This is a genomic window from Actinomadura napierensis, assembly GCF_039529375.1.
GTDB classification, from domain to species: Bacteria; Actinomycetota; Actinomycetes; order Streptosporangiales; family Streptosporangiaceae; genus Spirillospora; species Spirillospora napierensis.
This window is the reverse complement of record NZ_BAAAMR010000066.1, coordinates 12,282-34,349: the sequence shown is the minus strand read 5'-3', so window position 1 is coordinate 34,349 and position 22,068 is coordinate 12,282. Positions and strand designations below refer to the sequence as shown.

Here is a 22,068-nt window from a genome sequence, read left to right as displayed (position 1 = left end):
AGCCTAGGACCCGACGGCTACCGGGCGGTAGCACGGCGCGCTGTGAAATGGCGCGGGTCGGGGCGGCGGGTGGCGTTGCGGTAGGCGAAGGTGAAGCCGGGCCAGTTGTTGACCACCTTGCCGTCCGCGGTCATGTACCAGCTCTGGCAGCCCGCCTCCCACACCGTGGACCGCAGCCTTTCCCGCATCTCGCGGGTGAAGGCGTCCTGCACGTCCGGCTTCACGTCGATCCAGTCCAGGCCGTGCCGGCGGAGCGCCTCCACGCAGCCCAGGACGTACCGGAACTGGGACTCCAGCATGTAGATGATCGAGTTGTGGCCGAGGTTGGTGTACGGCCCGTACAGCAGGAACAGGTTGGGGAAGCCGCTGACGGTGATGCCGAGATGCGCCTGCGCGCCGTCCCGCCACGCCTCGTTCAGCTCCAGCCCGTCCCGCCCGACGATCTTCATGGGGGACAGGAAGTCGGTGGACTGGAACCCGGTCGCGTACACGATCACGTCCACGTCGTAGTGCCCGCGCACCGTCGCGACGCCGGACGGCGTGACGCGCTCGATCGGGTCGGTGACCAGGTCGACGTTCCGCCTGCCCAGCGCCGGATAGTAGGTGTCTGACAGCAGGATCCGCTTGCATCCCATCCGGTACCCGGGGACGAGCCGGCCGCGCAGCGCCGGGTCGGCGACCTGCTCCTCCAGGTGCTTGCGGAAGCCCTTCTCCATGAGCCCCATCAGCTTCGGGTACTTCACGAAGCCGAGGGCGCGCGACTCGAACATCGCGTAGATCCGGGCGCGGCTCAGCGCGTACGCCCCGGGCACCGCCTTCAGGACGGCCTTCTCCCACGCCCGGTACGGCCGGTCCGGCTTGTCGACCACATAGGGCGCGGAGCGCTGGAACAGCCGCAGCTCCGCGGCCTCCTTCGCGATCTCCGGGACGATCTGGATCGCGCTCGCCCCCGTCCCGACCAGCGCGACGCGCTTGCCGCGCAGGTCGGTGCCGTGGTCCCAGCGGGAGGAGTGGAAGCTCGTCCCGGCGAAGGACTCGCGGCCCTCGACCGGCGGCAGCGCGGGCCGGTTCAGCTGCCCGCACGCCGACACCAGGACCCGCGCCTCCAGCTCGCCGGACGTCGTGGACACCCGCCACAGCGCGGCGCCCTCGTCGAAGCGCGCCTCGGTGACCTCCGTGCCGAACCGGATCCTGTCCAGCACGCCGTACTTGCGCGCGCAGTGCCGCAGGTAGTCGAGGATCTCCGGCTGCGGCGGGAACCGGCGCGTCCAGTCGGTCTTGCGCTCGAAGGAGAAGGAGTACAGGTGGGAGGGGACGTCGCAGGCGGCGCCCGGGTAGGTGTTGTCGCGCCACGTCCCGCCGAGGCCGTCGGCCTTCTCCAGGATCACGACGTCGTGCACGCCGGCCCGCCGCAGCCGGATCGCCATCCCGATGCCGCCGAAACCGCTTCCGATGATCACCACGCTGTGCGCCATGGGCCGTCCCGAATCTCGTTCTGTCCCGGTCTCCCCGAGCGTAGGTGACCGCAAGGTCACTGACCAGACGCCGCATCGCCGGTTTTGCCGGTTGCCCCCGCGATCCTGCGCCAGCTGTCACCGAGCCGATGATCCTTACCGAATCGCCCGGTTCCGGTGGGGGAATCTGCCAAGATCGCGACATGCTCGACGACCTCCGGGCGCACCTGGCCGCGCTCGACGGCCCGTGGCCCACAAGGAAGCGGCCCGCGAAGAAGCGGCCCGCGGCGACGTGGACCGCACCCGAGACGGATCCGCCCCGCGATGACGGCGCGCCGGGTGGTGGCGACGTGCCCGCGCACGGCCTCGGCCGGGACGGGTCGCTCGCCCGCGATGTCGGCGGCTACCAGGCCGTCCTCGCGATCGAGGACCCGCTGACCGTGCGGCTGGCCTATGTCGGCGCGGACGGGTACCCGCTGCCGACCGTCCCCGGGGCGCTCAAGGTCCCGCACGCCGCGGAGGTCAGGGAGCTGAAGGCGCTCGCGAAGGACGTTCGCGGCACCCTCGCGGACGAGCGGGCCCGCGCAGAGGCACTGATGGCGGACGAGCGGGCTTGGCGTCACGGCGCGTGGCGGCGGGAGTGGCTCGACCATCCGGTGAGCGGCGCCGTGGCACGGGGCCTGATCTGGGAGTTCCAGGACCCGGACGGCATCTGGCACGCGGCGACGCCTGGGGAGAGCGTCCTGGTGACGGTGGACGGGCGGGCGCTGCCCGTCCCGGCGGACGGCGCGCGGGTGCGGCTGTGGCATCCGGCGCGGGCGCGGCCCGCCGCGGTGCGGGCCTGGCGCGACTTCGTGATCGACAACCGGATGGTGCAGGCCTTCAGGCAGGCGTTCCGCGAGGTGTGCGTCCTCGACCCGGACGAGGCGGGGGCGGCGCGGTCCGACCGGTTCGCGGGGCACATCGTCCGGTACGCGCGGCTGCGGGAGCTGTTCCGGGAACGCGGCTGGCGGCCCGACCACCGGGGCCGGCCGCACGGCGGCCTCCAGCCGGCGGCGCGGCGCGTCCTCGGCGGCGGATGGCGCGCGGTGCTGCGCTACGACCCCGCCGACGCCGCCGGGGAGCCCGAGCACGTGATCACCGGCCATGTGCGGTTCGAGCACCGGGACCGCCGCCACTGGAGCCGCGCGGGGCTCGCCGACGCGCCGCCGCTGGTGTTCAGCGAGGCGATGCGGGACGTCGGGCTGTTCGTGGACGGGGCCTCGATCGCCGCCGACCCGGACTGGCCGGACGGCGAGGACCGCCACCACCTGCACTACCGCCGGGAGGCCGCGTTCGGGCGGCCGGGCGCCGCCGCCGAGGTGCGGCGGGCCGTGCTGGAGCGCGTCCTGCCCCGCACGAAGATCGCCGACCGGTGCTCGCTGGACGGCCGCTTCCTGGTCGTCCGGGGCGAGCTGCGCACCTACCGGATCCACCTCGGCACCGCGCACGTGCGGATGGAGCCGGACGGCGCGCGGCTGCGCGTGGTGCCGTCCCGCCGCGTCGGGCAGTCCGGGCTGTTCCTGCCGTTCGAGGACGAGCGGCTCTCGCTGATCGTCAGCAAGGCGGTGCTGCTCGCCGCCGACCACAAGATCGCCGACGAGTCCGTCCTCGCCCGGATCAAGGGGGGCGCCTGACGACCGCCGTGACGTTCCGTGACGGGACCGCGACCGGGCGGTCAGCCCAGCAGGCCGAACTCCTGGGCGCGCAGCCCGGCCTGGAACCGCGACCCGGCGTCCAGCAGCGTGAGGATCTCGGCGACCCGCCGCCGGTAGGTGCGCAGCGACATGCCGAGCTGACGCGCGGCGGCCTCGTCCTTCAGCCCGCCGCCGAGCAGCCGCAGGATGTGCCGGCTCTCCTCGCTGAGGGCCGGCGGCCGCTCGCGCCGGTAGTCGGCGAGGTCGGCGGAGGTCTCCCAGGTCGCCCAGAACAGCGACACCACGCCCTTCACCACGCTCGGCGACCGGACGACGGTGTACTCGCGCACGCCCTGCTCCGGCGGCCCCGCGAGGATCGCGGTCCGGCGGTCGACGATGATCGTCTCGTGCGGCAGCGGCGTCGTGCAGATCCGCACCCGCACCCCGGCCCCGGCGAGCCGGATCAGCTCCCGCTCGGACTCCTCGTCGGCGAGCGCGGCCGGGTTGTACAGCTTGTAGGTGGCGAGGCCGGGCGCGGTCCGGGCCCGGCCGGCCAGGATCAGCTCCCGCGCGCCGGGCAGCGCCCAGGTCTTCATGTCCGTCGCGGCGCACGCGAACTCCTCGCGCGCCAGGAACAGCCGCCACGCCCGCTCGGTCAGCTCCCGCTCACCGCGCAGCACCACGTTCCGGTCCATGTCCACCGTCATCACCACCAAGTCTGCCACGCGGGGCGGAGGCTGGCAGCAAGCTGCCACCGGATCGCCCCCTCCGCATAGCCGCAGCACAGTGGGACGCATGACGACACCGACCAACGATCACTTCGACCTCGGCGGCGACCTGCGGGTCAAGCGGATGGGCTTCGGCGCGATGCGGCTGCCCGTCAGCACCCTGGGCGGCCCCGCCAACGACCGCGACACGGCGTTGCGGGTGCTGCGCCGCGCCGTCGAGCTGGGCGCCGACCACATCGACACGGCCGCGTTCTACTACCACCAGTCCGGCCTGGCGGCGAACGAGCTGATCCGCACGGCCCTGTCGCCCTACCCGGACGGGCTGGTCATCGCGACGAAGGTCGGCCCGTCCCGGGGCCCGGACGACCTGCACCCGACCGGCCAGCTCCCCGCGTCCGGGCTGCGCGCCGAGGTGGAGCGCAACCTGCGCGAGCTGGGCCGCGACAGCCTCGACCTGGTCTACCTGCGGGTGGGCAACGTGCAGGAGCCGGACGACGAGCCGATCGGCGAGCGGTTCGAGGTCCTCGCCGGGCTCCGCGAGGAGGGGCTCATCCGGCATCTCGGGGTGAGCCACATCACCGCCGCCCAGCTCGCCGAGGCCCGGGGCATCGCGCCCGTCGCGGCGGTCCAGAACAGGTTCGACATCACCCAGCCGGCGGACACCGGGATGCTGGAGATCTGCGAGCGCGACGGCATCGGCTACGCGCCGTACTTCCCGCTCGGCGGGTTCGGCATCCCCGACGACGACCGGGTCAAGGCCGTCGCCGCCCGGCACGGCGCCACCGTCCCGCAGATGCTGCTGGCGGGCCTGCTCGCCCTGTCCCCGGTGATGCTGGCCATCCCCGGCACCGGCTCCCCGGCCCATCTGGAGGAGAACATGGCCGCCGCGGCCCTGCGCCTCACCGCCGAGGACCTGGCCGCCCTGCGCGGCTAGCCGGTGCCCGCGGCGCCGGCGGCTCCGCGCACGCTCTACCCTGAACGTCGGCTCGTTCAGGAAGGGTGATGATGTCGGCGACGCGGCTGCTGGTCCTCGGCGGGGTGCGGCGGTTCGGCAGTGCCCACGGGTACGAGGTCCGCCGGGAGCTGATCTCCTGGGGCTCGGACGAGTGGGCCCACGTGAACCCGGGTTCGATCTACCACGCGCTGCGGCAGCTGGCCAAGGAGGGCCTGCTGCTCGCGCACGACGTGGAGGAGAGCGACGCCGGGCCGCCGCACACCGACTACGAGATCACCGACGCGGGCCGCGAGGAGTTCTTCCGCCTGCTGCGCTGCGCGATCTCGACGGTGGACGTCCGGCACCCGGAGATGCTGACGGCCGGGCTCGCCTTCCTGGCCGAGCTGACCCGCCCGGAGGCGATCGAGCTGCTCCGGCAGCGGCTGGACGGCCTGGCCGCCCGGCGCGCCAACGTCATGCCGCTGTACGAGGCGCCGGCGGACCCCGCGCACCTGCACGAGCTGCTCGGCTGGTGGGTGCACTCCGCCGACTCGGCCATGCGGTGGGCGCGCGGCCTCATCGAGCGCCTGGAGGCCGGCGACTACGTCATGGCCGACGAGCGCTAGCCCGCCTCCTCGCCCCGCAGATCCCTGCCGCGGACGCCACCGGCCGCGGCCCCGCCGCTGAGCGATCAGGTGTCGTCGAACGTCCGCGGGACGATCACGCGCAGCGCGTTGCCGCGCAGCCGGATCGTCACCGGGGTCCGGCCGCGGACCTCGCCGTCCACGTCCACCCGCATCGGCGGGTCCGTCTCGATCTCCACGTGCCCGGTCGTGAGGAACGCGTCCTCATCCAGGCTCCGCCACGGGCCGGTCAGCACGTGCCGGGCCGTCGCCGACGCCAGCCGCAGCCGCCGCTCGTCGCCCAGCCGGTAGACGGCCAGCAGCCGGTCGTCGGGGCTGGCGTCGCGGGCGATCCGCTGCCCGCTGTGGTGCGCGCCGTTCGCGATGTTCAGCTGGTGGGTCTGGACGGTGCTGGTCTCCCCGTCGATCGTGATGCGGGCGGTGAACGCCTGGTGGCGGGGCAGCAGCCCGGCCGCCGTCAGCGCGTACGCGGGCCGGCCCAGGAACCGCTTCAGCAGGTGCGGGACATGCCCGGCGACCTGCACCGACAGGCCGAGGCTGACCATGTTGGCGAAGATGTGCTCGCGGTCGGCGCCCGGCCCCTCGCCCTGCGGGTCGCCGGTGCTCTCGAACCAGCCGACGTCGACGTCGGCGACCTTCCCGCCGCCCGGCCCGCCCAGCGCCACGGTCCCGACCGCGCCGGGCAGGTCCAGCGGGAGCTCCAGGCTGCGCGCGAAGTTGTTGGTGGTGCCGAGCGGCAGCACCCCGAGCGCGATGTCGCGGTGCGCGAGGTGGCCGACCGCCTCGGCGACCGTCCCGTCCCCGCCCCCGACGACGACCAGGTCGGGCTCCAGGGCCAGCACGTCGCGGAACAGCTCGCGCAGCCGGGTCGGGTCGGTCACCGGGAACACCTGGTCGAAGGCGATCCCGGCCTCGTCCAGCAGGCGGCGCGCCCGGCCGTACTGCCGGCGGCCCCGCCGGGACCGCGAGTTGATCACCAGCACCGCGCGGCCGCCCTTGCCGATCGCCGACTCCAGCTCCGCTTTGCTCCGCATCTCGACTCGGTCGCCCTCCACTCGTTCGCGCCACCCTACCCGGCGGCCCCCGGGCAATCCGGGTCCGCTGCTTTATAAACCCATTACTTCGAGTTGAAACATGCCCGGAAGTGGGGACATTACCGATGAACCACAGCTGAATGACCGGGGCGGAAAATATGTCCATGGCCACCGGGGGCGCCGCCCCGTCCGCAGCACCCGCCGACGACGGCGCGACCGTGGTCGGCGAGCACCGGCCCCGCCGCCGCGTCCTCGACCTGGCGGTCCGCTCGCCCGTCCTCGCCGAACTCGCGCACGCCCGGCTCGTGCTGCCTCCGGGCTGGTCACGGGACGCCGCCCGGACGTGGCCGGTGCTCTGGCTGCTGCACGGAGCCGGCGCCGGGCACACCACCTGGACCGACCACGGCGACGTCGAGGAGCTGACCGGCGGCGCCGATGTGATCGTGGTCATGCCGGACGGCGGCCGCTGCGGCAATTACAGCGACTGGTGGAATCGCGGCGACGGCGGGTCGCCGAAGTGGGAGACGTTCCATCTCGCCGAGCTGCGGCAGATACTCGAACGCGGATACCGCGCCGGAACGCAGCGCGCGGTCGCCGGGAATGGGACCGGCGGGATGGGCGCGCTCGCCTACGCGGCCCGGCACCGCGGCCTGTTCCGCGCCGCGGCGTCCTTCAGCGGCCCGGTGCACACCCTGCACCGCGACGCGCGCGGCCTCGACGTCGCCGACCTCGTCGAGCTGGCCGTCGCGATCGCCGAGCCCGCCCGTGACTGGACGGACGTGTGGGGCGACCCCGACGAGCAGCGCGTCGTGTGGCGCCAGCACAACCCGTTCGACCTCGCCGACCGGCTCGCCGGCGTCCGGCTGCACGTCAGCGCCGGCGACGGGCGGCCCGGCCCGTACGACCGGGTGCCGCACCGGGGCCTGTCCGCGGCCGGCACCGACGTGGTCGAGGCGCTCGCCGGCACCGTCTCCCGCGAGTTCGCCGGCAAGCTCAAGAAGCTCGGCATCCCGATCTCCACGCACTTCTACCGGGGCACGCACACCTGGCCCTACTGGCGCCGCGAGCTGCGCGCCGCGCTGCCGGCCCTGCTGGGCGCGATCGGCTGAGCGGCTAGGGTCGGGGCGTGACTGAACCTCGTTCGGATTCGGCGGTCCCCGCGTTCTGGCAGGCGCTCGGGCTCCCCGGCATCGTCGACGCGCACGTCCACTTCATGCCGCCGCGGCTGATGAGCGCGGTCTGGGCCTACTTCGACGAGGCCGGGCCGCTGATCGGCACCGAATGGCCGATCCGCTACCGCGACTCGGAGAAGGAGCGGCTGGAGTTCCTGCGCGGCCTCGGCGTCCGCGCGTTCACCGCGCTGGTGTACCCGCACCGGCCCGGCATGGCCGAGTCGCTGAACGAGTGGGGCGCCGAGTTCGCCCGCCGCGTCCCCGAATGCCTGCAGACCGCGACGTTCTTCCCCGAGCCCGGCGTCGCCGGCTACGTGCGGCGCGCCCTGGAGTCCGGTGCCCGCGTGTTCAAGGTCCACCTGCAGGTCGGCGGGTTCGACCCCCGGAACGAGGAGCTGGACGAGGTGTGGGGGATCCTCGCCGACGCCGGGGTGCCCGCGCTGGTGCACGCCGGGTCCGGCCCGGTCGCCAACGGGTTCACCGGGCCCGGGCCGTTCGGCGGCGTGCTCGCCCGCCACCCCCGGCTCACGGCGATCATCGCCCACCTGGGCGCCCCCGAGTTCGACGGCTTCTTCGCCCTGGCCGACCGCCACGACGGCGTGCACCTCGACACGACCATGACGTTCACCCGGTTCGGCGGGCTGGGCGCGTTCCCCGCCGCGCTCCTGCCCCGGCTCCGCGACCTCGGCCTGCAGGGCCGGATCCTGCTCGGCACCGACTTCCCCAACATCCCCTACGAGTACGCCCACCAGCTGGAGGCGCTGGCCGGCCTCGGCTTCGGCGACGACTGGCTGCGGGCCGTCTGCTGGGGTGCCGCCGACACGCTGTTCGGCCTCACGGCCCGGGTGCCGGGGCTTTCATGACTTTTCACGGGAAATCCGAGGTCGAGCGCGTCCTCTAGCCGCCCGCATTGACTCCCTCCGGCCCGAGGATCACCTTGGGAGCGCTCCCAAGCGGCGGCCCGCCCGCCGCCCCCGGCGACGCCCGAGGAGAAACCATGATCTTCCGTGGCAGGCGGCTCTCCCTCGTCGCGGCCCTCCTGGCCGGGCTGCTGGCCCTGGCGTCCGTCCCGTCCCTGCGGTTCGCGCCCCCGGCGCGCGCGGCGGCGGGCACGGGCTACTGGCACACCAGCGGCCGGCAGCTCCTGGACGCCGACGGCCAGGCGGTGCGCATGACCGGCATCAACTGGTTCGGCGCGGAGACCGCGAACTACACGCCGCACGGCCTCTGGACGCGCGGCTACAAGGACATGCTCGACCAGATCAAAAGCCTGAAGTACAACACGCTGCGGCTGCCGTACTCCAATCAGATGCTCGACCCCGGCAGCACCCCGAACAGCATCGACTACGCCAAGAACCCCGACCTCAGCGGCCTGAACGGGCTGCAGGTCCTCGACAGGATCATCGCGTACGCGGGGCAGATCGGGCTGAAGGTCGTGCTCGACCAGCACCGTCCCGACTCCGGTGCGCAGTCCGCGCTCTGGTACACCGACGCCTACCCCGAGTCGCGCTGGATCTCCGACTGGACGATGCTCGCGCGGCACTACGCGGGCGACACCACGGTCATCGGCGCCGACCTGCACAACGAGCCGCACTCCCCGGCGTGCTGGGGCTGCGGCGACCAGGCGAAGGACTGGCGCCTCGCCGCGGAGCGGGCCGGGAACGCCGTCCTGTCCGCCAACCCCGACTGGCTGATCATCGTGGAGGGCATCGACAGCTACAACGGCGACGGCTACTGGTGGGGCGGGAACCTCCAGGGCGCGGCGGCCTACCCGGTGCGGCTGAACGTGCCGAACCGGCTGGTGTACTCCGCGCACGACTACGCCACGTCCGTGTACCCGCAGCCGTGGTTCAGCGATCCGAGCTTCCCGTCCAATCTGGCCGGCATGTGGGACAGGGACTGGGGCTACCTGTACAAGAACAACGTCGCGCCCGTCCTGCTCGGCGAGTTCGGGACGACGCTGGCCGACCCGCGCGACCAGACCTGGCTGCGGACGCTGCTGGCCTACCTCGGCACGGGCAGCGGCGGGATCTCCTTCACCTACTGGTCGTGGAATCCCAACTCCGGCGACACCGGCGGCATCCTCAACGACGACTGGACGACCGTCAACACCGCCAAACAGGCGTACCTCGTCCCGTACCTGCTCGGCGCGGGACCCGGGGGCGGCACGGGCACCCCGCCGCCCGAGAAGGCGTCCTGCAAGGTCGCGTTCGCCGTCCAGAGCGCCTGGGACGGCGGCTTCAACGGCCAGGTGACGATCACCGACACCGGTTCCGCGGCGGTGACCGGCTGGACGCTGGCGTTCGCCTTCCCCGGCGCGCAGAAGATCGCGCAGGGCTGGAGCGCGACGTGGGCGCAGCACGGCGCGGACGTGACCGCCTCGAACCTGGACTGGAACCGGACGATCGGCGCCGGAGCCTCGGTGACCATCGGCTTCACCGCCTCGGGCCCGCAGGCGGGGGCGACGCCGGCCGCGTTCGACCTCAACGGCCAGGCCTGCGCCGCCTGACGGAACCCTGCGGCCGGCCGGCGCTCTCCGTTTCCGGGCGCCGGCCGGCCGTCAGTGGTCGCAGGGGGCGGTGCCGGCGTGCTGGTGCGGCTGGTCGGCGTCGCCCACGTGCCGGGGGCCGTGCGAGTCCTCGCAGTGGCCGTGCCGGGACGGGCCGTCCAGGTGGTCGACCTCCAGCGTCGTGTGGGTGATCCCGTACGAGTCGCGCAGCAGCTCCTGCAGGTCGCGGCGGACGGCGTGGCAGTCGCCCTTCGCGTCCACCAGCACGTGCGCCGATAGCGCCGGATAGCCCGACCCGACCTCCCAGACGTGCAGGTCGTGGACCTCCTCCACGCACGGCCGCTCCGCCAGCCGGGCGCCCAGCTCGGACGGGTCGATGCCCGCCGGGGCGGCCTCCATCAGCACCCGCCCCGCGTCCCGCAGCAGCCCGTACCCGGCCTTCAGCATCAGCGCCGCCACCACCAGCGAGGCGATCGCGTCGGCGCGGGCGAACCCCGTCGTCCACACCACCAGGCCCGCGATCGCGGTGCAGATGAACGCGAACAGGTCGTTCAGGATGTGCTGGAACGCGCCCTCCACGTTCAGGCTCGTCCGGTTCGCGCGGCTCAGCAGCCAGCTCGCACCGAGGTTCACCACGATGCCCGCGAGGGCCGTCCAGAACACGAACCGCCCGTCGACGTCCGGCGGGCCGATCAGCCGGCGGACGCCCTCGTAGACGAAGAACGCCGCGAGCAGGATCAGCGTCAGCCCGTTGAGCTGCGCCGACAGGATCTCGGCCCGGCGCATCCCGAAGGTGAAGCCGCCCTGCGGCGGGCGTGCCGCGATCCGCATCGCGACCAGCGCCAGCACGATCGCGAACGCGTCGGTGAGCATGTGCGCGGCGTCCGACAGCAGGGCCAGCGACCCGGCGAGCAGGCCGATCGCGACCTCGCCCGCCATGTAGGCCAGGATCAGCGCGAGCGCGCCGCCGAGCAGCCTCCGGTCCGCGCCGGCGGAGATGCCGTGCCCGTGGCCGTGTCCATGCCCGTGACCGTGGCCGTCCTGCTCCGGCTCGTTCCCCGGCTTCCCGGTCATGTGCCCTCCTCCCCGTGGCCGACGTGGGCGAGGGCGAGATCGAGCAGCATCCGGACGTGCGAGTCGTCCAGCCGGTAGTAGGCCATCCGGCCCGCCCGGCGGACCCGGACGACGCGGTTGGCGCGCAGCAGGCGCAGCGCGTGCGACACCGACGACTCCGACTGCCCGCAGGAGGCCGCGATGTCGCACACGCACATCTCCCCGCCCTCGAGCAGCGCGGTGATCACCCGGAGCCGGCCCGGGTCGGACAGCAGCCCGAACACCTGCGCCAGCTCCGCGACCGTCTCCGCGCCCGGCATCGACGCGGAGACGGCGGCGACCTTCGCGGCGTCGACCACGCGGACGGCGCACGCCTCCGCGGGGACGACATCTGAAGCACTGCTCATATGAGCAAATGTACCAGGAGCGCTCAGAGGGCCGCGGGCGACCCCTCCGGTCCGGTGGGCGGCGCCATGGAGATCACCGGGCTCTGCGGCCCGTCACCGGGCGTCCCGGTGCCGGTCCCGCCGTCGCCCGTGCCGCCGTCCGTACCGCTGCCGGTGCCGCCGTCACCGGTGCCGTCGCCCGTACCGGGCGTCGTGCCGGTGCCGGGCTCGCCGCCCGGAGACACGCCCGTTCCCGGCGATTCCGGCCCCGGCTCCCCGGATCCGGGCGTCTGCGGCCCCGGTGACCCGGACTCCGGCGGCTCGCTCCCCGGTGGCAGCGTGCCCGGAGATCCGCCGCCCGAATCGGTCGGCGCCGGCGAATCGCTCGGCGACACCGTCTCCTCCGGCGGCGGCGGCATCGGCGGCCCGTCGTCGGGCCCCGTCGTCGAGCGCGGCCGCTCGAACCCCGTCGAGCCGCCCGGATCGACCAGAACGAAGACCACGATCGTTCCGAGGCGGGAATCCCGCGGCCGGATCCGCGTCACATTGTTCTGCTCGAATCCCGGCCACTTTCGGCCACTGTACCGCGCATGCGAAGTTTTGATCTTGTTTTCCGGCCGGGTCAGCGGATTACCGCAATTGCACTTCACCGCGGGAACGCCGTAGCCATTGACCAGAACCCCCATTCCGGCCTGCAGCACGGCGGCCTCGCTCGTCGCCCTTCCGTCCCGGTAGCCGTGGTTGGTCACGAGCGTGTCGGTGCGCAGCAGCACCGGCGTCAACCGCGACACGTACCGCGGGATGTCGCTCACCGGGATGCCCTCCACCCCCGCCCACGCGCGCGCCTTGTCCGGGTTGGCCTGCAGGAACGCGATGAGCTTGCGCTGGTCGCAGCTCGACGCCAGGCGCGTCCCGCCGTACAGGCCGGGCGTCCCGCCGTCCGTGGTCCCGCCCCGGGCCGGGCGCTTCGCGACGCCCGTCCGGTCCGTGTTCGACACCAGCGTGTAGGGGTCGCGGCCGGGCGAGCCCACGGTCAGCCGGGTGATCGCCGCCCCCGCGTCCCCGCAGCCCGCCAGCGTCCCCGCCGCCAGCGCCAGCGCCGCGGTGGCCGCGGCCGTGCCCCGCCCCCGCTTAATCAATGAATTGATCTCGAGCATGCGTCGTCTCCCGCTCCGGGTTCTGCGAACCTATACTCTTGGATGCCGGGCGGCGCAGATTAGTGCCCGGCAGGATAAAGAATTCTCGCGCCGGCCGGGGGCCGGTATTGCGGACCTGACGGGGGTCACAATGGCGAGCCCGCTTCCCCTCACCGCCGCCGATCCCACTCGCCTCGGCGGTTACGAGATCCTCGGCCGGCTCGGCACCGGCGGCCAGGGCGTGGTCTACCTCGGCCGCCCCGCCGGCGCGGACCCGGGCGCGGACCCCGGCGCGCCGTCGCGCGTCGCCGTGAAGCTGCTGCACGCCCAGCTGCTCGGCAACGACGCCGCGCGCGCCCGGTTCGTCCGCGAGCTGGCGCTGCTGCGGCGGGTCGCCGGGTTCTGCACCGCGCAGATGCTCGCCGCCGACATGGACGGCGACCGCCCGTACATCGTCAGCGAGTACGTGCCGGGCCGTTCGCTGCGCGAGCTCGTGCAGGAGCAGGGCCCGCGCACCGGCGCCGGCCTGGACCGGCTGGCCATCGGGACGGTCACCGCGCTCACCGCGATCCACCGCGCGGGCGTGGTGCACCGCGACTTCAAGCCGCAGAACGTGCTGATGGGCCTGGACGGCCCGCGCGTGATCGACTTCGGCATCGCCCGCGCGTTCGACGCCGGCGCCACGCTGACCAGCCAGGTCGTCGGCACGCCCGCCTACATGGCGCCCGAGCAGTTCGCCGGCCGGGTGTCGCCGGCCACCGACCTGTTCGCCTGGGCGGCCACGCTGCTGTTCGCCGCCACCGGCCGCGACCCGTTCGCGGGCGGCGCGCTGCCCGCCGTGATGTACCGGATCATGCACGAGACGCCCGACCTCGGCGCGCTGCCGGGCCCGATCGCCGAGATCGCCGCGGCCTGCCTCGCCAAGGACCCGAAGGCCCGCCCCACCTCCGAGGACGTGCTGCTCCGCCTGCTCGGCGACCGCGCGCACCCGCCGCACCCGCGCCTCGACCTGCCCGCCGGGCCGCCCACCGGGGCGCTCTCCGAACCCCCGACCGCCACCTGGACCACCCCCGCCGGCGGATTCGCCCCCGCCGCCACGGGATCACCGCCCGCCGTGCAGCACGGCCCCGGCACACCGCCCGGCCTCGCGCCGAATGGCTTCCTTCCGTCAGATGGACCTGCCGGGGGAGCGGTGTCCGGGATGCCGGGCACATCGGCCGCGCCGACCGCCGAAGCGCCCCCTGGCACGGGGAATGATCAGGCCGCCGACCCCGTGACCAGGACCGCCTACGAGCCCGGCCGTACCGGCGGCTCCTGGAGCGGGACCACGCGTGGACGCGGTCGCGTCGGCGCGGGCGGAGGCGGCCCGGTGCCGGAGTCGCCGTGGGCGGGGGCGGCGTACCCGGGTCCGGCGGCGGGGAACGCGGCGGCGATCGCCGGCAGGCAGGGGGCGGGCACGCTCCCGGCTCCGGCCGGGGCTCCGGCCGGACCGGTGCGGACGTACCGGCGGCTGCGGCGGGGCCCGGGCGTCGTCACCGGGCTGCTGCTGGCGGCGCTGCTCGCCGTGCTGGACGTCGCCGCCCTCGCGATCCTGATCGCCCGTCCGGCGCTCAGCGCCGGGCACCGCGGCGGGCTGCTGCCCGTGGTCGCCGCCTCGTTCGCGCTGGTGGCGATCGTCACGCTGGTCGCGGTGATCCTCGCGTGGCGGGGCAGCCGGGCGGCGGCGTGGACGGTGCTGGCGGCGCGGGTCGTCCGCATCGCGATGTGGGTGGCGTGGGGCGCACTGGTCAGCGTGCAGCCGTCCGCACTCGCCGGGCACGCGGCCCTCACCGCCCTGGTGGTGCTCCTGCTCGCCCAGGGGCTGTGGGCCTCGTGATCACCGGCGTTCCGACCACTCCCTGAGGTCGCGGCGCTCGATCGCGGCGGCCATCAGGTCGGGGAACGCGTCGGGGGTGCAGGCGAACGCGGGGACGCCGAGCGCCGCCAGCGCCGCCGCGTTGTCGTGGTCGTAGCCCGGCGCGCCGTCGTCCGACAGCGCCAGCAGCACCACGACCTGCACGCCCGCCGCCGTCAGCGCCGCGACGCGCTGCAGCATCTCGTCCCGGACGCCGCCCTCGTACAGGTCGCTGATCAGCACGAGGATCGTTTCGCCCGGCCGGGTGACCAGGCCCTGGCAGTACGCGATGGCGCGGTTGATGTCGGTGCCGCCGCCGAGCCGGGTGCCGAACAGCACCTCCACCGGGTCGTGGAGCTGGTCGGTGAGGTCGACGACGGCGGTGTCGAACACCACCAGCGACGTCCGCAGCGACCGCATCGAGGCCAGCACGGCGCCGAACACTCCGGCGTACACCACCGACGCCGCCATCGAGCCGCTCTGGTCGACGGCGAGCACCACGTCCCGCTGCACGGCCTGCCGGCGCCGCCCGTACCCGATCATCCGCTCCGGCACGAGCGAGCCGTGCTCGGGCAGGTAGTGCCGCAGGTTGGCGCGGATCGTCCGGTCCCAGTCGACGTCCGCGAGCCGCTTGGGCCGCAGCACCCGCGCGGACCGGTCGAGGGCGCCGCCGACCGCCGAGCGGGTGCGCTCGGCGAGCCGCCGCTCCAGCTCGGCGACGACCTTGCGGACCACGGCGCGCGCCGACTCCCGGGCCTTGTCCGGCATGACCTTGTTCAGCGACAGCAGCGTCCCGACCAGGTGGACGTCCGGTTCGACGGCCTCGAGCATCTCCGGCTCCAGCAGCAGCCGGGTGAGGTCGAGCCGCTCGATCGCGTCCTTCTGCATCACCTGGACGACCGTGGACGGGAAGTAGGCGCGGATGTCGCCGAGCCAGCGGGCGACCGACGGCGCGGAGTCGCCGAGCCCGGCGCCGCGGCGGCCCGGGCGCGGCCGGTCCCCGGCGGCGTCCCCGGCCCCGTAGAGCTTCTCCAGCGCCGCGTCCATCTGGGCGTCGTCGCCGGCCAGGCCCACGCCGGTGCCGTCGGCGCGCTCGCCGCCGAGCACCAGCCGCCAGCGCCGCATCCGCTCCCGGTCGCCGTCCGCGGCGCCCTCGCCTGGAGCGCCTTCGTTCGCGGTCTCGTCGTTCACGGGGCCTCCCAGCCGAGGACGCGCAGGGCGGTGGCGACCGCGGGTGCCGCGCGCTTGTCGTCCACGTCGCCGCCGGAGGGGCGCGCCGGCCCCGGGTCCGCGCCGGAGCGGCGGACCCGCTCGCCGATCGCGCGCCGCTCGGCGGCGGCGTACGCGCCGAAGGTGCGGCGCAGCAGCGGCAGGACGCCGGTGAACGCGTCGTCGGGCAGTCCGGAGACCCAGCCGTCGACCAGCCGGAGCAGCTCCTCGTCGTGCACGAGGACGAGCCCGCCGCCGGACAGGAACCCCTCGACCCACGCGGCGGCGCGGGCCGGCGCGGCGCCCACCGACACGGCGCGGGCCATCCGGGCGGGGACGTCGTGCAGTCGGTCCGCGTCGAGCAGCAGCCGGGTGACGCGGCCTTCGAGCAGGCCGTGCAGGGTCTCCGGCCGGGCGATCAGGTTCTCCAGCGCGGCGCGCCAGCGGTCCAGGTGGCCGTCGTCGGCGAGCAGGGCGAGGGCGCCGTGGACGGTGTCGACGTGGCCGAGGAAGTCGCGGGCGGCGTCGTCGTCCAGCCCCGACACGGCGGGCGGCAGGCCGACGCAGACCCGGACGACCAGCCCGTCCACGACGGTGCGCAGCGGCCCGGTCGCGGTGCCGCGCACGTCCCCGTAGCGCAGCGCGCGCACGAGCGCGGGCAGCGCCGCCATCAGGTGCGCGACGTCGGTGTCGAGGGCGGCCCGGTCGGCGAGGGCCCGCATCACGGTGGGCAGCGCGTCGCCGAGGTCGGCGAGCAGGCAGCGTTCCGCGACCGAGGTCAGCTCCGGCAGCGCTTCGGCCTGCGCCGCCATCGCCTCCGCGCGGGCGGTGGTCGCGTCCCGCACGGTCGTGCCCCACGCGCTCGCCTCGATCAGCTCGACGTCGAACTCGGGCCGCCACGCCAGCGTCCACGTCTCCCGGAACGTCCCCTTCGACCTACTTTCGGCTGGGACGCCCCAGTCGACGTCCAGCAGCCGCAGCCGGTGCAGCAGCCGGCTGCGCTCCAGGTCGGTCGGCTTGCGCAGGTCGAGGTCCTGCTCCTTGTCCAGCGCGGACGGCTTGAGCCGCAGCCGCCGCTGCTCGGCCTGCAGGTCGCGCTGGAGCGGCACCATGGGCGTCCGGTCGGGGACGGCGCCGAGCCGCTCCCCGACGACCATCCGCTTCTGGATCAGCTCGACGGGCAGTTCGGCGCCCTCGCACAGCACCGCGCGGGTCGCCTCGGTGACCTCGTCCAGCCCGGCCAGGGGGCGGCCGCGCAGCGCGGCGAGCGTCTCGGCCAGCCGGACGGCCTCGATCACGTGCGCGGACGAGACGTGCAGGTCCTCCTCGCGCAGCACCCGCGCGGCCGCGGTGAGCCACCGCTCGATCGGCCGGTCCGGCGCCGCGAACAGGTGGTGGTACCAGCCGGGGGAGCGGACGCCCGCGCCGTAGCCGGAGCGGCCCGCCAGCCGCCCGTGCGTCCACGGCACCCACGTCATCGCGATCTTCGTCTTCGGCAGCCCGCGCAGCGTCCGGTCGTCGTGCGTCGCGGGCACCTTCGCCGTCAGCGCCGGCACGTGCCAGGCGCCGCAGACGACCGCGACCCGCTCGAACCCCTCCTTGAGTGTGCGGCGCACCGTCCGGCGCATGTGCGCCTCGCGCTGCTCCTCGCGCGGCTCGGCGCGCGAGGGCTCGACGGCCTCGCGCAGCTCCGCCATCGCCTCGGCGATCGCCGGGAACGGCGACGGGCCCTCGTGCCGGTGCTCGACGACGTCGTCCCACCAGCGTTCGGCGTCGTCGTAACCGGCGGCCTTCGCCAGCGTCCCGAGCGGATCGAGCCGCACGTCCTGCTCCGGCCGCTCGTCTTCGTCCGGCTCCGGCCGCTCGCTCTCGTCCCGCTCCACCGGGACGAGCTGGTTCGCGGCGGGAAGGTCGCAGAACCGGACGGCCGCGCCCGCCGCCAGCCCGTACCGGATCGCCTGCCATTCCGGGCTGAACTCCGCGAACGGCCAGAACGCGGCCTTGCGGTCGTCCTTGTCCGCCGCCCCGCCGGACGGCCCGGCGGGGGAGTAGGCCAGCAGCGCGACCGGCGGCACCATGCCGGGGTCGCCGGCCAGCTCCACGATCGCGTCGGCCTCCGGTGGGCCCTCGATCAGCACCGCGTCCGGTCCGAACTCCTCCAGCGCGCCGCGCAGCGCCCGCGCGGAACCCGGCCCGTGATGGCGGATCCCGAAGACCTCGACCCGTCCGGCCGTCAAGACACCTCCCGGCAGGCGCGGTAGAAGTCCCGCCATTCCGGCCGGTCCCGCACGACGGCCTCCAGGTACTCCTGCCACACGACCCGGTCCGACACCGGGTCCTGGACGACCGCCCCGACGATGCCGCCCGCCACGTCCGCCGCGCGCAGCACCCCGTCGCCGAAGTGCGCCGCGAGCGCCAGCCCGCTGGTGATCACCGAGATGGCCTCGGCGGTGCCGAGCGTCGCGCTCGGCGACTTCAGCTTGGTGCGGCCGTCGGAGGTCAGCCCCGAGCGCAGCTCCCGGAACACGGTGACGACCCGGCGGATCTCCTCCAGCCCGGCCGGGGCCTGCGGCAGCTCCAGCGACGCGCCGATCCGGTCGACGCGGCGCGCGACGATGTCGACCTCGTCCTCGACGGTGTCGGGCAGCGGCAGCACCACCGTGTTGAACCGCCGGCGCAGCGCGCTGGACAGCTCGTTCACGCCCCGGTCGCGGTCGTTGGCGGTCGCGATGACCGTGAACCCCTTGCGCGCCTGCACCTCGGTGCTCAGCTCGGGGACCGGCAGCGTCTTCTCCGACAGCACCGTGATCAGGGCGTCCTGGACGTCGGACGGCATCCGGGTCAGCTCCTCGATCCGCGCCACCGAGCCGAGCCGCATCGCCCGCATCAGCGGGCTCTCCACCAGCGCCTTCTCCGACGGGCCCTCCGCCAGCAGCCGCGCGTAGTTCCAGCCGTAGCGGATCGCCTCCTCCGCCGTCCCGGCCGTCCCCTGCACCAGCAGCGTCGAGTCGCCGCTGATCGCCGCGGCGAGATGCTCCGCCACCCACGTCTTCGCGGTGCCGGGCACGCCGAGCAGCAGCAGCGCCCGGTCGGTCGCGAGCGTCGCCACCGCGACCTCCATCAGCCGCCGCCGGCCCACGTACTTCGGCGTGATCACCGTGCCGCCGGGCAGCTCGCCGCCGAGCAGGTAGGTCGTCACGGCCCACGGCGACAGCCGCCAGCCGGGCGGCCGGGGCCGGTCGTCGTGCTCGGCCAGCCGCGCCAGCTCGCCGGCGTACTCCTGCTCGGCGTGCGGGCGCAGCACCCCGGCGGGCACGGGATCTCCGGTCACGGGTTCGGTCACGGGGCGAGCTCCTTCAGCATCTCTTCGCGGAAGCGCAGGGTGGCGATCAGGGCGGTCACGGCGCGCGGGACGGGCCGTTCGGGCTCGTCGGGCGGGCGCCGCGCGGTGAGCTCCTCCAGCCGGGACGCGGCGGGCGGGTCGAGCCGCTGCTCGGCGAGCCGGCACAACTGGGTGAGGGCGTGCTCGTCGCGGCGCCCGCCGAGCGCGCCGGTCTGCCCGGCGGACGCGGCGAGCGTGGCGACCACGGCGGCGGCGAGGTCGCCGGCCCAGGGCCCGGGCACCCGCTCCAGGACGAGCAGCATGTCGGACCGGCCCTCCACCCAGCGGATCAGGCCGGCCGCGGCGGCGTCCCGCTCCTCCGCCGGCAGGACGGCCAGCAGGTCGGCGAGCGCGCCCGGCTCGTCCACCATGACACCGCCTTTCAGCAGCGCCCGCGCCCACGCGGTGTCGTGCTGCTTCAGCGCGGCCCGCGCCCATCCGATGTGCACGTCCCGCGCGTCGCCGTCCTGGTCGTCCCGGCCGGGCCGCCCCTCGGACGCCCCGGAGGCCGCCCCGATGGGCAGGCACACGATCTCCATCGGCGGCAGCCCGAACAGGTCGGTCCAGGTGCCGAGCGGGGTGCGGGCGAGGATCTCGCGCAGCCACGCCGCCCGCGTGCCCACCGGGCCGCCCCCGCCACCGGGCGCGAACGACCCGCTGGGATGGAACGGGACGCCGTCGCGCGCCAGCTCCTCGTCGTGCGCGCCCGGCGGCTCCACCATGACCCACGTCTGCTCGCGGCCCCGCACGGTGCGGACCCGCGGGACGAGGCAGGCGCGGGCGCGCGCGGCCATCCGCCGCCCGTACGCCGAGCCGGGCAGCCGCGCGAGCAGGTCGGCGGCGAGCTGCCGGACGTCCTTGCCGCGGTCCTCCAGCGCCGCCTCCAGGAACTCCTCGTCGCCGGGCGACAGCCCCGCCCGGAACGTCGCCAGGAACGCGGCGCGGTCGGGCGCCGGCTCCTGCGCCCAGGTCTCCCGCAGGGCCTCGCGGGCGGCGGCGGGGTCGGTGCCGCGCAGCCCGGTCAGGTACGCGGCCCGCTGGTTGCGGGTCCCGGTCCGCCACACCTCGGCGCCGCCGCCCGGATCGTCGCCCGCGCCGACCAGGTAGGCCCAGTCGGTGTTGCGCAGGGCCAGCCACACGCCGCGCCGCCCGGCCGCCCGGGTGATCGACGGGCGCAGGATCCGGTCGCCGCGGCCCCGCTCAAGCAGTTCGGGCAGCAGCCGCGGCGGCACCCGGACGCGGCGCGCCGCCGCCGCGTCCAGCCACTCCGGCAGCACCTGGATGTGCTCGCCGCGCAGGATCATCCCGAGCCGGGCGGCCGCCGCCGGCGGGACGACCGGTGCGTCCTCGGCGGGCGCCGGGGCGATCGGTTCGGGGGCGCCGTGCCCGGGGAGGCGGCCCGCCCGCCGCGCGACGGTCAGCAGGGCCGCCTGGTCCAGCAGCCGGCCCGCCTTGTCGCCGTCCCGGGCGCCCGGCGCCTCGGGCAGGACGGGCGGGTCGCGGCGCTCGGTGCCGAGGAGCGCGGCGGTGACGTGCTCGTTCCAGCCGCTCACAGCAGCACGCCTCCCTCATCCGCCTGCCAGGCGGCCAAGGGGCGCAGCCCCTCGGGAGTCCATTCTCCGGCGAACGTGACGGGCCCGCCGCCCGACACCGCCAGCAGCCGCCACGGGTCCGCCATCCGCAACGGCAGCGAATCGCCCGCCTCGTCGACCACGTGCAGCCCGTTCCCCTGTGTGCGCGCGAGACGCACGTCTTCCAGCGTCGCGGGCCAGCGGTCCAGCCAGGGGTCGTTCGCCAGCGCGGCGGCGTGCTCGTCCAGGAACCCGGCGACGGACGTCCCGGCGGGCGCCGCCGGAACGGCCGGGCCGTGGCGTTCGGCGACCAGCGCCCGCAGCGGCTGGGCGCCCGGATAGAAGGCCAGCTCCGCGTCCACCTCGGTGCCCACGACCAGCGACGCGTCGAGCGGGGCGCCCGGTGCGGCGAACGACAGCACCAGCGCGGGCCGCCCCGTCTCCCGCCCCCGCAGCCACACCCGGCGCGTGGTGAGCTGGTCCTGCGCGGTGTCGCGCGACCCGGTCACGCACCAGCGGTCGCGGACGCGCTCGCCGTCGCGCACCACCTCGTCCTGCGGGACGGTGAACCCGACCCGGGAGCGGACGGTGTCGCGCAGCCCGGCGGGCAGCGCGTCACGCCGCTCGTAGGCGCGGACGAGCAGCCGCAGCAGCGCGTACTCCTCCAGCAGCCGGTCGGGCCAACCCGGCTGCCGGGGGATCGCGGCGAGCGCCCTGACCTGCCCCGACAGCGCACCGGCCTGGGCGTCGACGAGCCGCCGCGCGGCGTCGTCCCACAGCCCGTAGGGCGCCTTCTCCGCCTGCGCGAGCCCGTGCGCCACCTGGTCGCGCAGCCACTGGTCGAGTTCGGCGAGGCCGTCCTCGACCCGCCGCTCGCGCCGCTCCACCGTCTTCGGGTCGCGCGCCTTCGCCGCCGTGCGCTCCTGCGCCCTCCCGGCCCGTTCGCGGCGCTGCTCGACCCACTCGGCCGCCCAGCCGGGACGCGCGCCGGACGCGACCGTCCCGTCCGACCACAGCAGCAGCAGGCCGAGGACGTGCTTGCACGGGATCTTGCGGCTCGGGCACGAGCAGCGGAACGCCGGCCCGGCCAGGTCGGCGCACGCCCGGTAGACGCTCGCGCCGCTGCCCTGGCACTCGCCCCAGACCGCCTCGTCGTCGCAGCCCGTCCCGCCCCACCGGGCCGGCCGGGCGACGCCCTCGGCCGCCTTCGCGGCCGCCGCGTCCGGCGCCAGCCCGGCGACCCGCCCCCGATCCCATCGACCGCTCACACCACGAAACTATCCGCC

18 protein-coding genes are annotated in these 22,068 nt (G+C 75.0%); 7 read left to right on the top strand and 11 right to left on the bottom strand.

Annotation, left to right across the window (positions count from 1 at the left end; genetic code table 11):
• Window positions 1–17: 17 nt before the first annotated feature.
• Window positions 18–1,475 (bottom strand): flavin-containing monooxygenase, encoded by a 1,458-nt coding sequence (locus ABD296_RS31115; RefSeq protein WP_344275176.1) that lies wholly within the window; start codon window positions 1,473–1,475, stop codon window positions 18–20.
• Window positions 1,476–1,657: 182 nt separating this feature from the next.
• Here ABD296_RS31115 and ABD296_RS31110 point away from each other — a divergent pair, with 182 nt between their 5' ends.
• Complete coding sequence (locus ABD296_RS31110; protein ID WP_344275173.1) at window positions 1,658–3,130, top strand: DUF4132 domain-containing protein; 1,473 nt, start codon at window positions 1,658–1,660, stop codon at window positions 3,128–3,130.
• Window positions 3,131–3,171: 41 nt separating this feature from the next.
• On the opposite strand, the gene ABD296_RS31105 is transcribed toward ABD296_RS31110, so the two are convergent.
• The gene (locus tag ABD296_RS31105) at window positions 3,172–3,837 is read right to left on the bottom strand and encodes a DNA-binding response regulator (RefSeq protein WP_344275170.1); all 666 of its coding nucleotides are present in this window, start codon (window positions 3,835–3,837) and stop codon (window positions 3,172–3,174) included.
• 88 nt (window positions 3,838–3,925) lie between these two features.
• On the opposite strand from ABD296_RS31105, the gene ABD296_RS31100 reads away from it, so the two are divergent.
• Together ABD296_RS31100 and ABD296_RS31095 are read left to right on the top strand one after the other, a co-directional pair.
• Complete coding sequence (locus tag ABD296_RS31100) at window positions 3,926–4,792, top strand: aldo/keto reductase (RefSeq protein WP_344275167.1); 867 nt, start codon at window positions 3,926–3,928, stop codon at window positions 4,790–4,792.
• A 68-nt stretch (window positions 4,793–4,860) separates the two neighbouring features.
• Window positions 4,861–5,418 (top strand): PadR family transcriptional regulator, encoded by a 558-nt coding sequence (locus ABD296_RS31095; RefSeq protein WP_344275164.1) that lies wholly within the window; start codon window positions 4,861–4,863, stop codon window positions 5,416–5,418.
• A 65-nt stretch (window positions 5,419–5,483) separates the two neighbouring features.
• Here ABD296_RS31095 and ABD296_RS31090 read toward each other — a convergent pair whose 3' ends face one another.
• The gene (locus tag ABD296_RS31090) at window positions 5,484–6,470 is read right to left on the bottom strand and encodes a diacylglycerol/lipid kinase family protein (RefSeq protein ID WP_344275161.1); all 987 of its coding nucleotides are present in this window, start codon (window positions 6,468–6,470) and stop codon (window positions 5,484–5,486) included.
• Window positions 6,471–6,634: 164 nt separating this feature from the next.
• On the opposite strand from ABD296_RS31090, the gene ABD296_RS31085 reads away from it, so the two are divergent.
• The 3 genes from ABD296_RS31085 to ABD296_RS31075 all read left to right on the top strand — a co-directional run bounded on the left by ABD296_RS31085 (window position 6,635) and on the right by ABD296_RS31075 (window position 10,151).
• Window positions 6,635–7,579 (top strand): alpha/beta hydrolase, encoded by a 945-nt coding sequence (locus ABD296_RS31085; RefSeq protein WP_344275158.1) that lies wholly within the window; start codon window positions 6,635–6,637, stop codon window positions 7,577–7,579.
• A gap of 17 nt (window positions 7,580–7,596) precedes the next feature.
• Entirely contained in the window at window positions 7,597–8,505 is a 909-nt protein-coding gene (locus ABD296_RS31080) for an amidohydrolase family protein (protein ID WP_344275155.1), read from the top strand.
• A 134-nt stretch (window positions 8,506–8,639) separates the two neighbouring features.
• Window positions 8,640–10,151 carry a cellulase family glycosylhydrolase gene (locus tag ABD296_RS31075; protein WP_344275152.1) on the top strand — a complete coding sequence of 504 codons (1,512 nt, stop codon included), beginning with the start codon at window positions 8,640–8,642 and terminating at the stop codon, window positions 10,149–10,151.
• 51 nt (window positions 10,152–10,202) lie between these two features.
• Here the strand turns inward: ABD296_RS31075 and ABD296_RS31070 are convergent, their stop codons facing one another.
• The 3 genes from ABD296_RS31070 to ABD296_RS31060 are packed head-to-tail and all read right to left on the bottom strand — an operon-like array spanning window position 10,203 to window position 12,747.
• On the bottom strand, window positions 10,203–11,225 hold the full coding sequence (locus ABD296_RS31070; protein ID WP_344275149.1) for a cation diffusion facilitator family transporter: 1,023 nt from the start codon (window positions 11,223–11,225) through the stop codon (window positions 10,203–10,205).
• Window positions 11,222–11,611 carry an ArsR/SmtB family transcription factor gene (locus tag ABD296_RS31065; protein ID WP_344275146.1) on the bottom strand — a complete coding sequence of 130 codons (390 nt, stop codon included), beginning with the start codon at window positions 11,609–11,611 and terminating at the stop codon, window positions 11,222–11,224. Before ABD296_RS31065 ends, ABD296_RS31070 begins: the two co-directional genes overlap by 4 nt.
• A gap of 23 nt (window positions 11,612–11,634) precedes the next feature.
• Window positions 11,635–12,747: a DUF6777 domain-containing protein gene (locus tag ABD296_RS31060; RefSeq protein WP_344275143.1), complete on the bottom strand. Its 1,113-nt coding sequence runs from the start codon at window positions 12,745–12,747 to the stop codon at window positions 11,635–11,637.
• A 130-nt stretch (window positions 12,748–12,877) separates the two neighbouring features.
• Here ABD296_RS31060 and ABD296_RS31055 point away from each other — a divergent pair, with 130 nt between their 5' ends.
• Window positions 12,878–14,602, top strand: coding sequence for a serine/threonine-protein kinase (locus ABD296_RS31055; protein WP_344275140.1), 1,725 nt, complete (start codon window positions 12,878–12,880; stop codon window positions 14,600–14,602).
• Here ABD296_RS31055 and ABD296_RS31050 read toward each other — a convergent pair whose 3' ends face one another.
• The 5 genes from ABD296_RS31050 to ABD296_RS31030 all read right to left on the bottom strand — a co-directional run bounded on the left by ABD296_RS31050 (window position 14,603) and on the right by ABD296_RS31030 (window position 22,050).
• Window positions 14,603–15,745 carry a VWA domain-containing protein gene (locus tag ABD296_RS31050; RefSeq protein WP_344275251.1) on the bottom strand — a complete coding sequence of 381 codons (1,143 nt, stop codon included), beginning with the start codon at window positions 15,743–15,745 and terminating at the stop codon, window positions 14,603–14,605.
• 62 nt (window positions 15,746–15,807) lie between these two features.
• Window positions 15,808–18,102, bottom strand: coding sequence for a DUF5682 family protein (locus ABD296_RS31045; protein WP_407061529.1), 2,295 nt, complete (start codon window positions 18,100–18,102; stop codon window positions 15,808–15,810).
• Window positions 18,063–19,172: an ATP-binding protein gene (locus ABD296_RS31040; protein ID WP_455363868.1), complete on the bottom strand. Its 1,110-nt coding sequence runs from the start codon at window positions 19,170–19,172 to the stop codon at window positions 18,063–18,065. The genes ABD296_RS31045 and ABD296_RS31040 overlap by 40 nt, the downstream gene beginning before the upstream one ends.
• Window positions 19,169–20,764: a DUF5691 domain-containing protein gene (locus ABD296_RS31035; RefSeq protein ID WP_344275135.1), complete on the bottom strand. Its 1,596-nt coding sequence runs from the start codon at window positions 20,762–20,764 to the stop codon at window positions 19,169–19,171. Before ABD296_RS31035 ends, ABD296_RS31040 begins: the two co-directional genes overlap by 4 nt.
• A complete protein-coding gene (locus tag ABD296_RS31030; RefSeq protein ID WP_344275132.1) occupies window positions 20,761–22,050 on the bottom strand; it encodes an SWIM zinc finger family protein in 1,290 nt (429 codons plus the stop codon). Before ABD296_RS31030 ends, ABD296_RS31035 begins: the two co-directional genes overlap by 4 nt.
• Window positions 22,051–22,068 lie beyond the last annotated feature (18 nt).

What these genes read in the sequence shown, in the direction of transcription:
- ABD296_RS31055 (WP_344275140.1), top strand. Translation starts at nt 12,878, where the DNA reads ATGGCGAGCCCGCTTCCCCTCACCGCCGCCGATCCCACTCGCCTCGGC.
- ABD296_RS31085 (WP_344275158.1), top strand. Translation starts at nt 6,635, where the DNA reads ATGGCCACCGGGGGCGCCGCCCCGTCCGCAGCACCCGCCGACGACGGC.
- ABD296_RS31115 (WP_344275176.1), bottom strand. Translation starts at nt 1,475, where the DNA reads ATGGCGCACAGCGTGGTGATCATCGGAAGCGGTTTCGGCGGCATCGGG.
- ABD296_RS31060 (WP_344275143.1), bottom strand. Translation starts at nt 12,747, where the DNA reads ATGCTCGAGATCAATTCATTGATTAAGCGGGGGCGGGGCACGGCCGCG.
- ABD296_RS31095 (WP_344275164.1), top strand. Translation starts at nt 4,861, where the DNA reads ATGATGTCGGCGACGCGGCTGCTGGTCCTCGGCGGGGTGCGGCGGTTC.
- ABD296_RS31105 (WP_344275170.1), bottom strand. Translation starts at nt 3,837, where the DNA reads ATGACGGTGGACATGGACCGGAACGTGGTGCTGCGCGGTGAGCGGGAG.
- ABD296_RS31100 (WP_344275167.1), top strand. Translation starts at nt 3,926, where the DNA reads ATGACGACACCGACCAACGATCACTTCGACCTCGGCGGCGACCTGCGG.
- ABD296_RS31050 (WP_344275251.1), bottom strand. Translation starts at nt 15,745, where the DNA reads ATGCGGCGCTGGCGGCTGGTGCTCGGCGGCGAGCGCGCCGACGGCACC.
- ABD296_RS31090 (WP_344275161.1), bottom strand. Translation starts at nt 6,470, where the DNA reads ATGCGGAGCAAAGCGGAGCTGGAGTCGGCGATCGGCAAGGGCGGCCGC.
- ABD296_RS31065 (WP_344275146.1), bottom strand. Translation starts at nt 11,611, where the DNA reads ATGAGCAGTGCTTCAGATGTCGTCCCCGCGGAGGCGTGCGCCGTCCGC.
- ABD296_RS31075 (WP_344275152.1), top strand. Translation starts at nt 8,640, where the DNA reads ATGATCTTCCGTGGCAGGCGGCTCTCCCTCGTCGCGGCCCTCCTGGCC.
- ABD296_RS31110 (WP_344275173.1), top strand. Translation starts at nt 1,658, where the DNA reads ATGCTCGACGACCTCCGGGCGCACCTGGCCGCGCTCGACGGCCCGTGG.
- ABD296_RS31070 (WP_344275149.1), bottom strand. Translation starts at nt 11,225, where the DNA reads ATGACCGGGAAGCCGGGGAACGAGCCGGAGCAGGACGGCCACGGTCAC.
- ABD296_RS31045 (WP_407061529.1), bottom strand. Translation starts at nt 18,102, where the DNA reads ATGGCGGGACTTCTACCGCGCCTGCCGGGAGGTGTCTTGACGGCCGGA.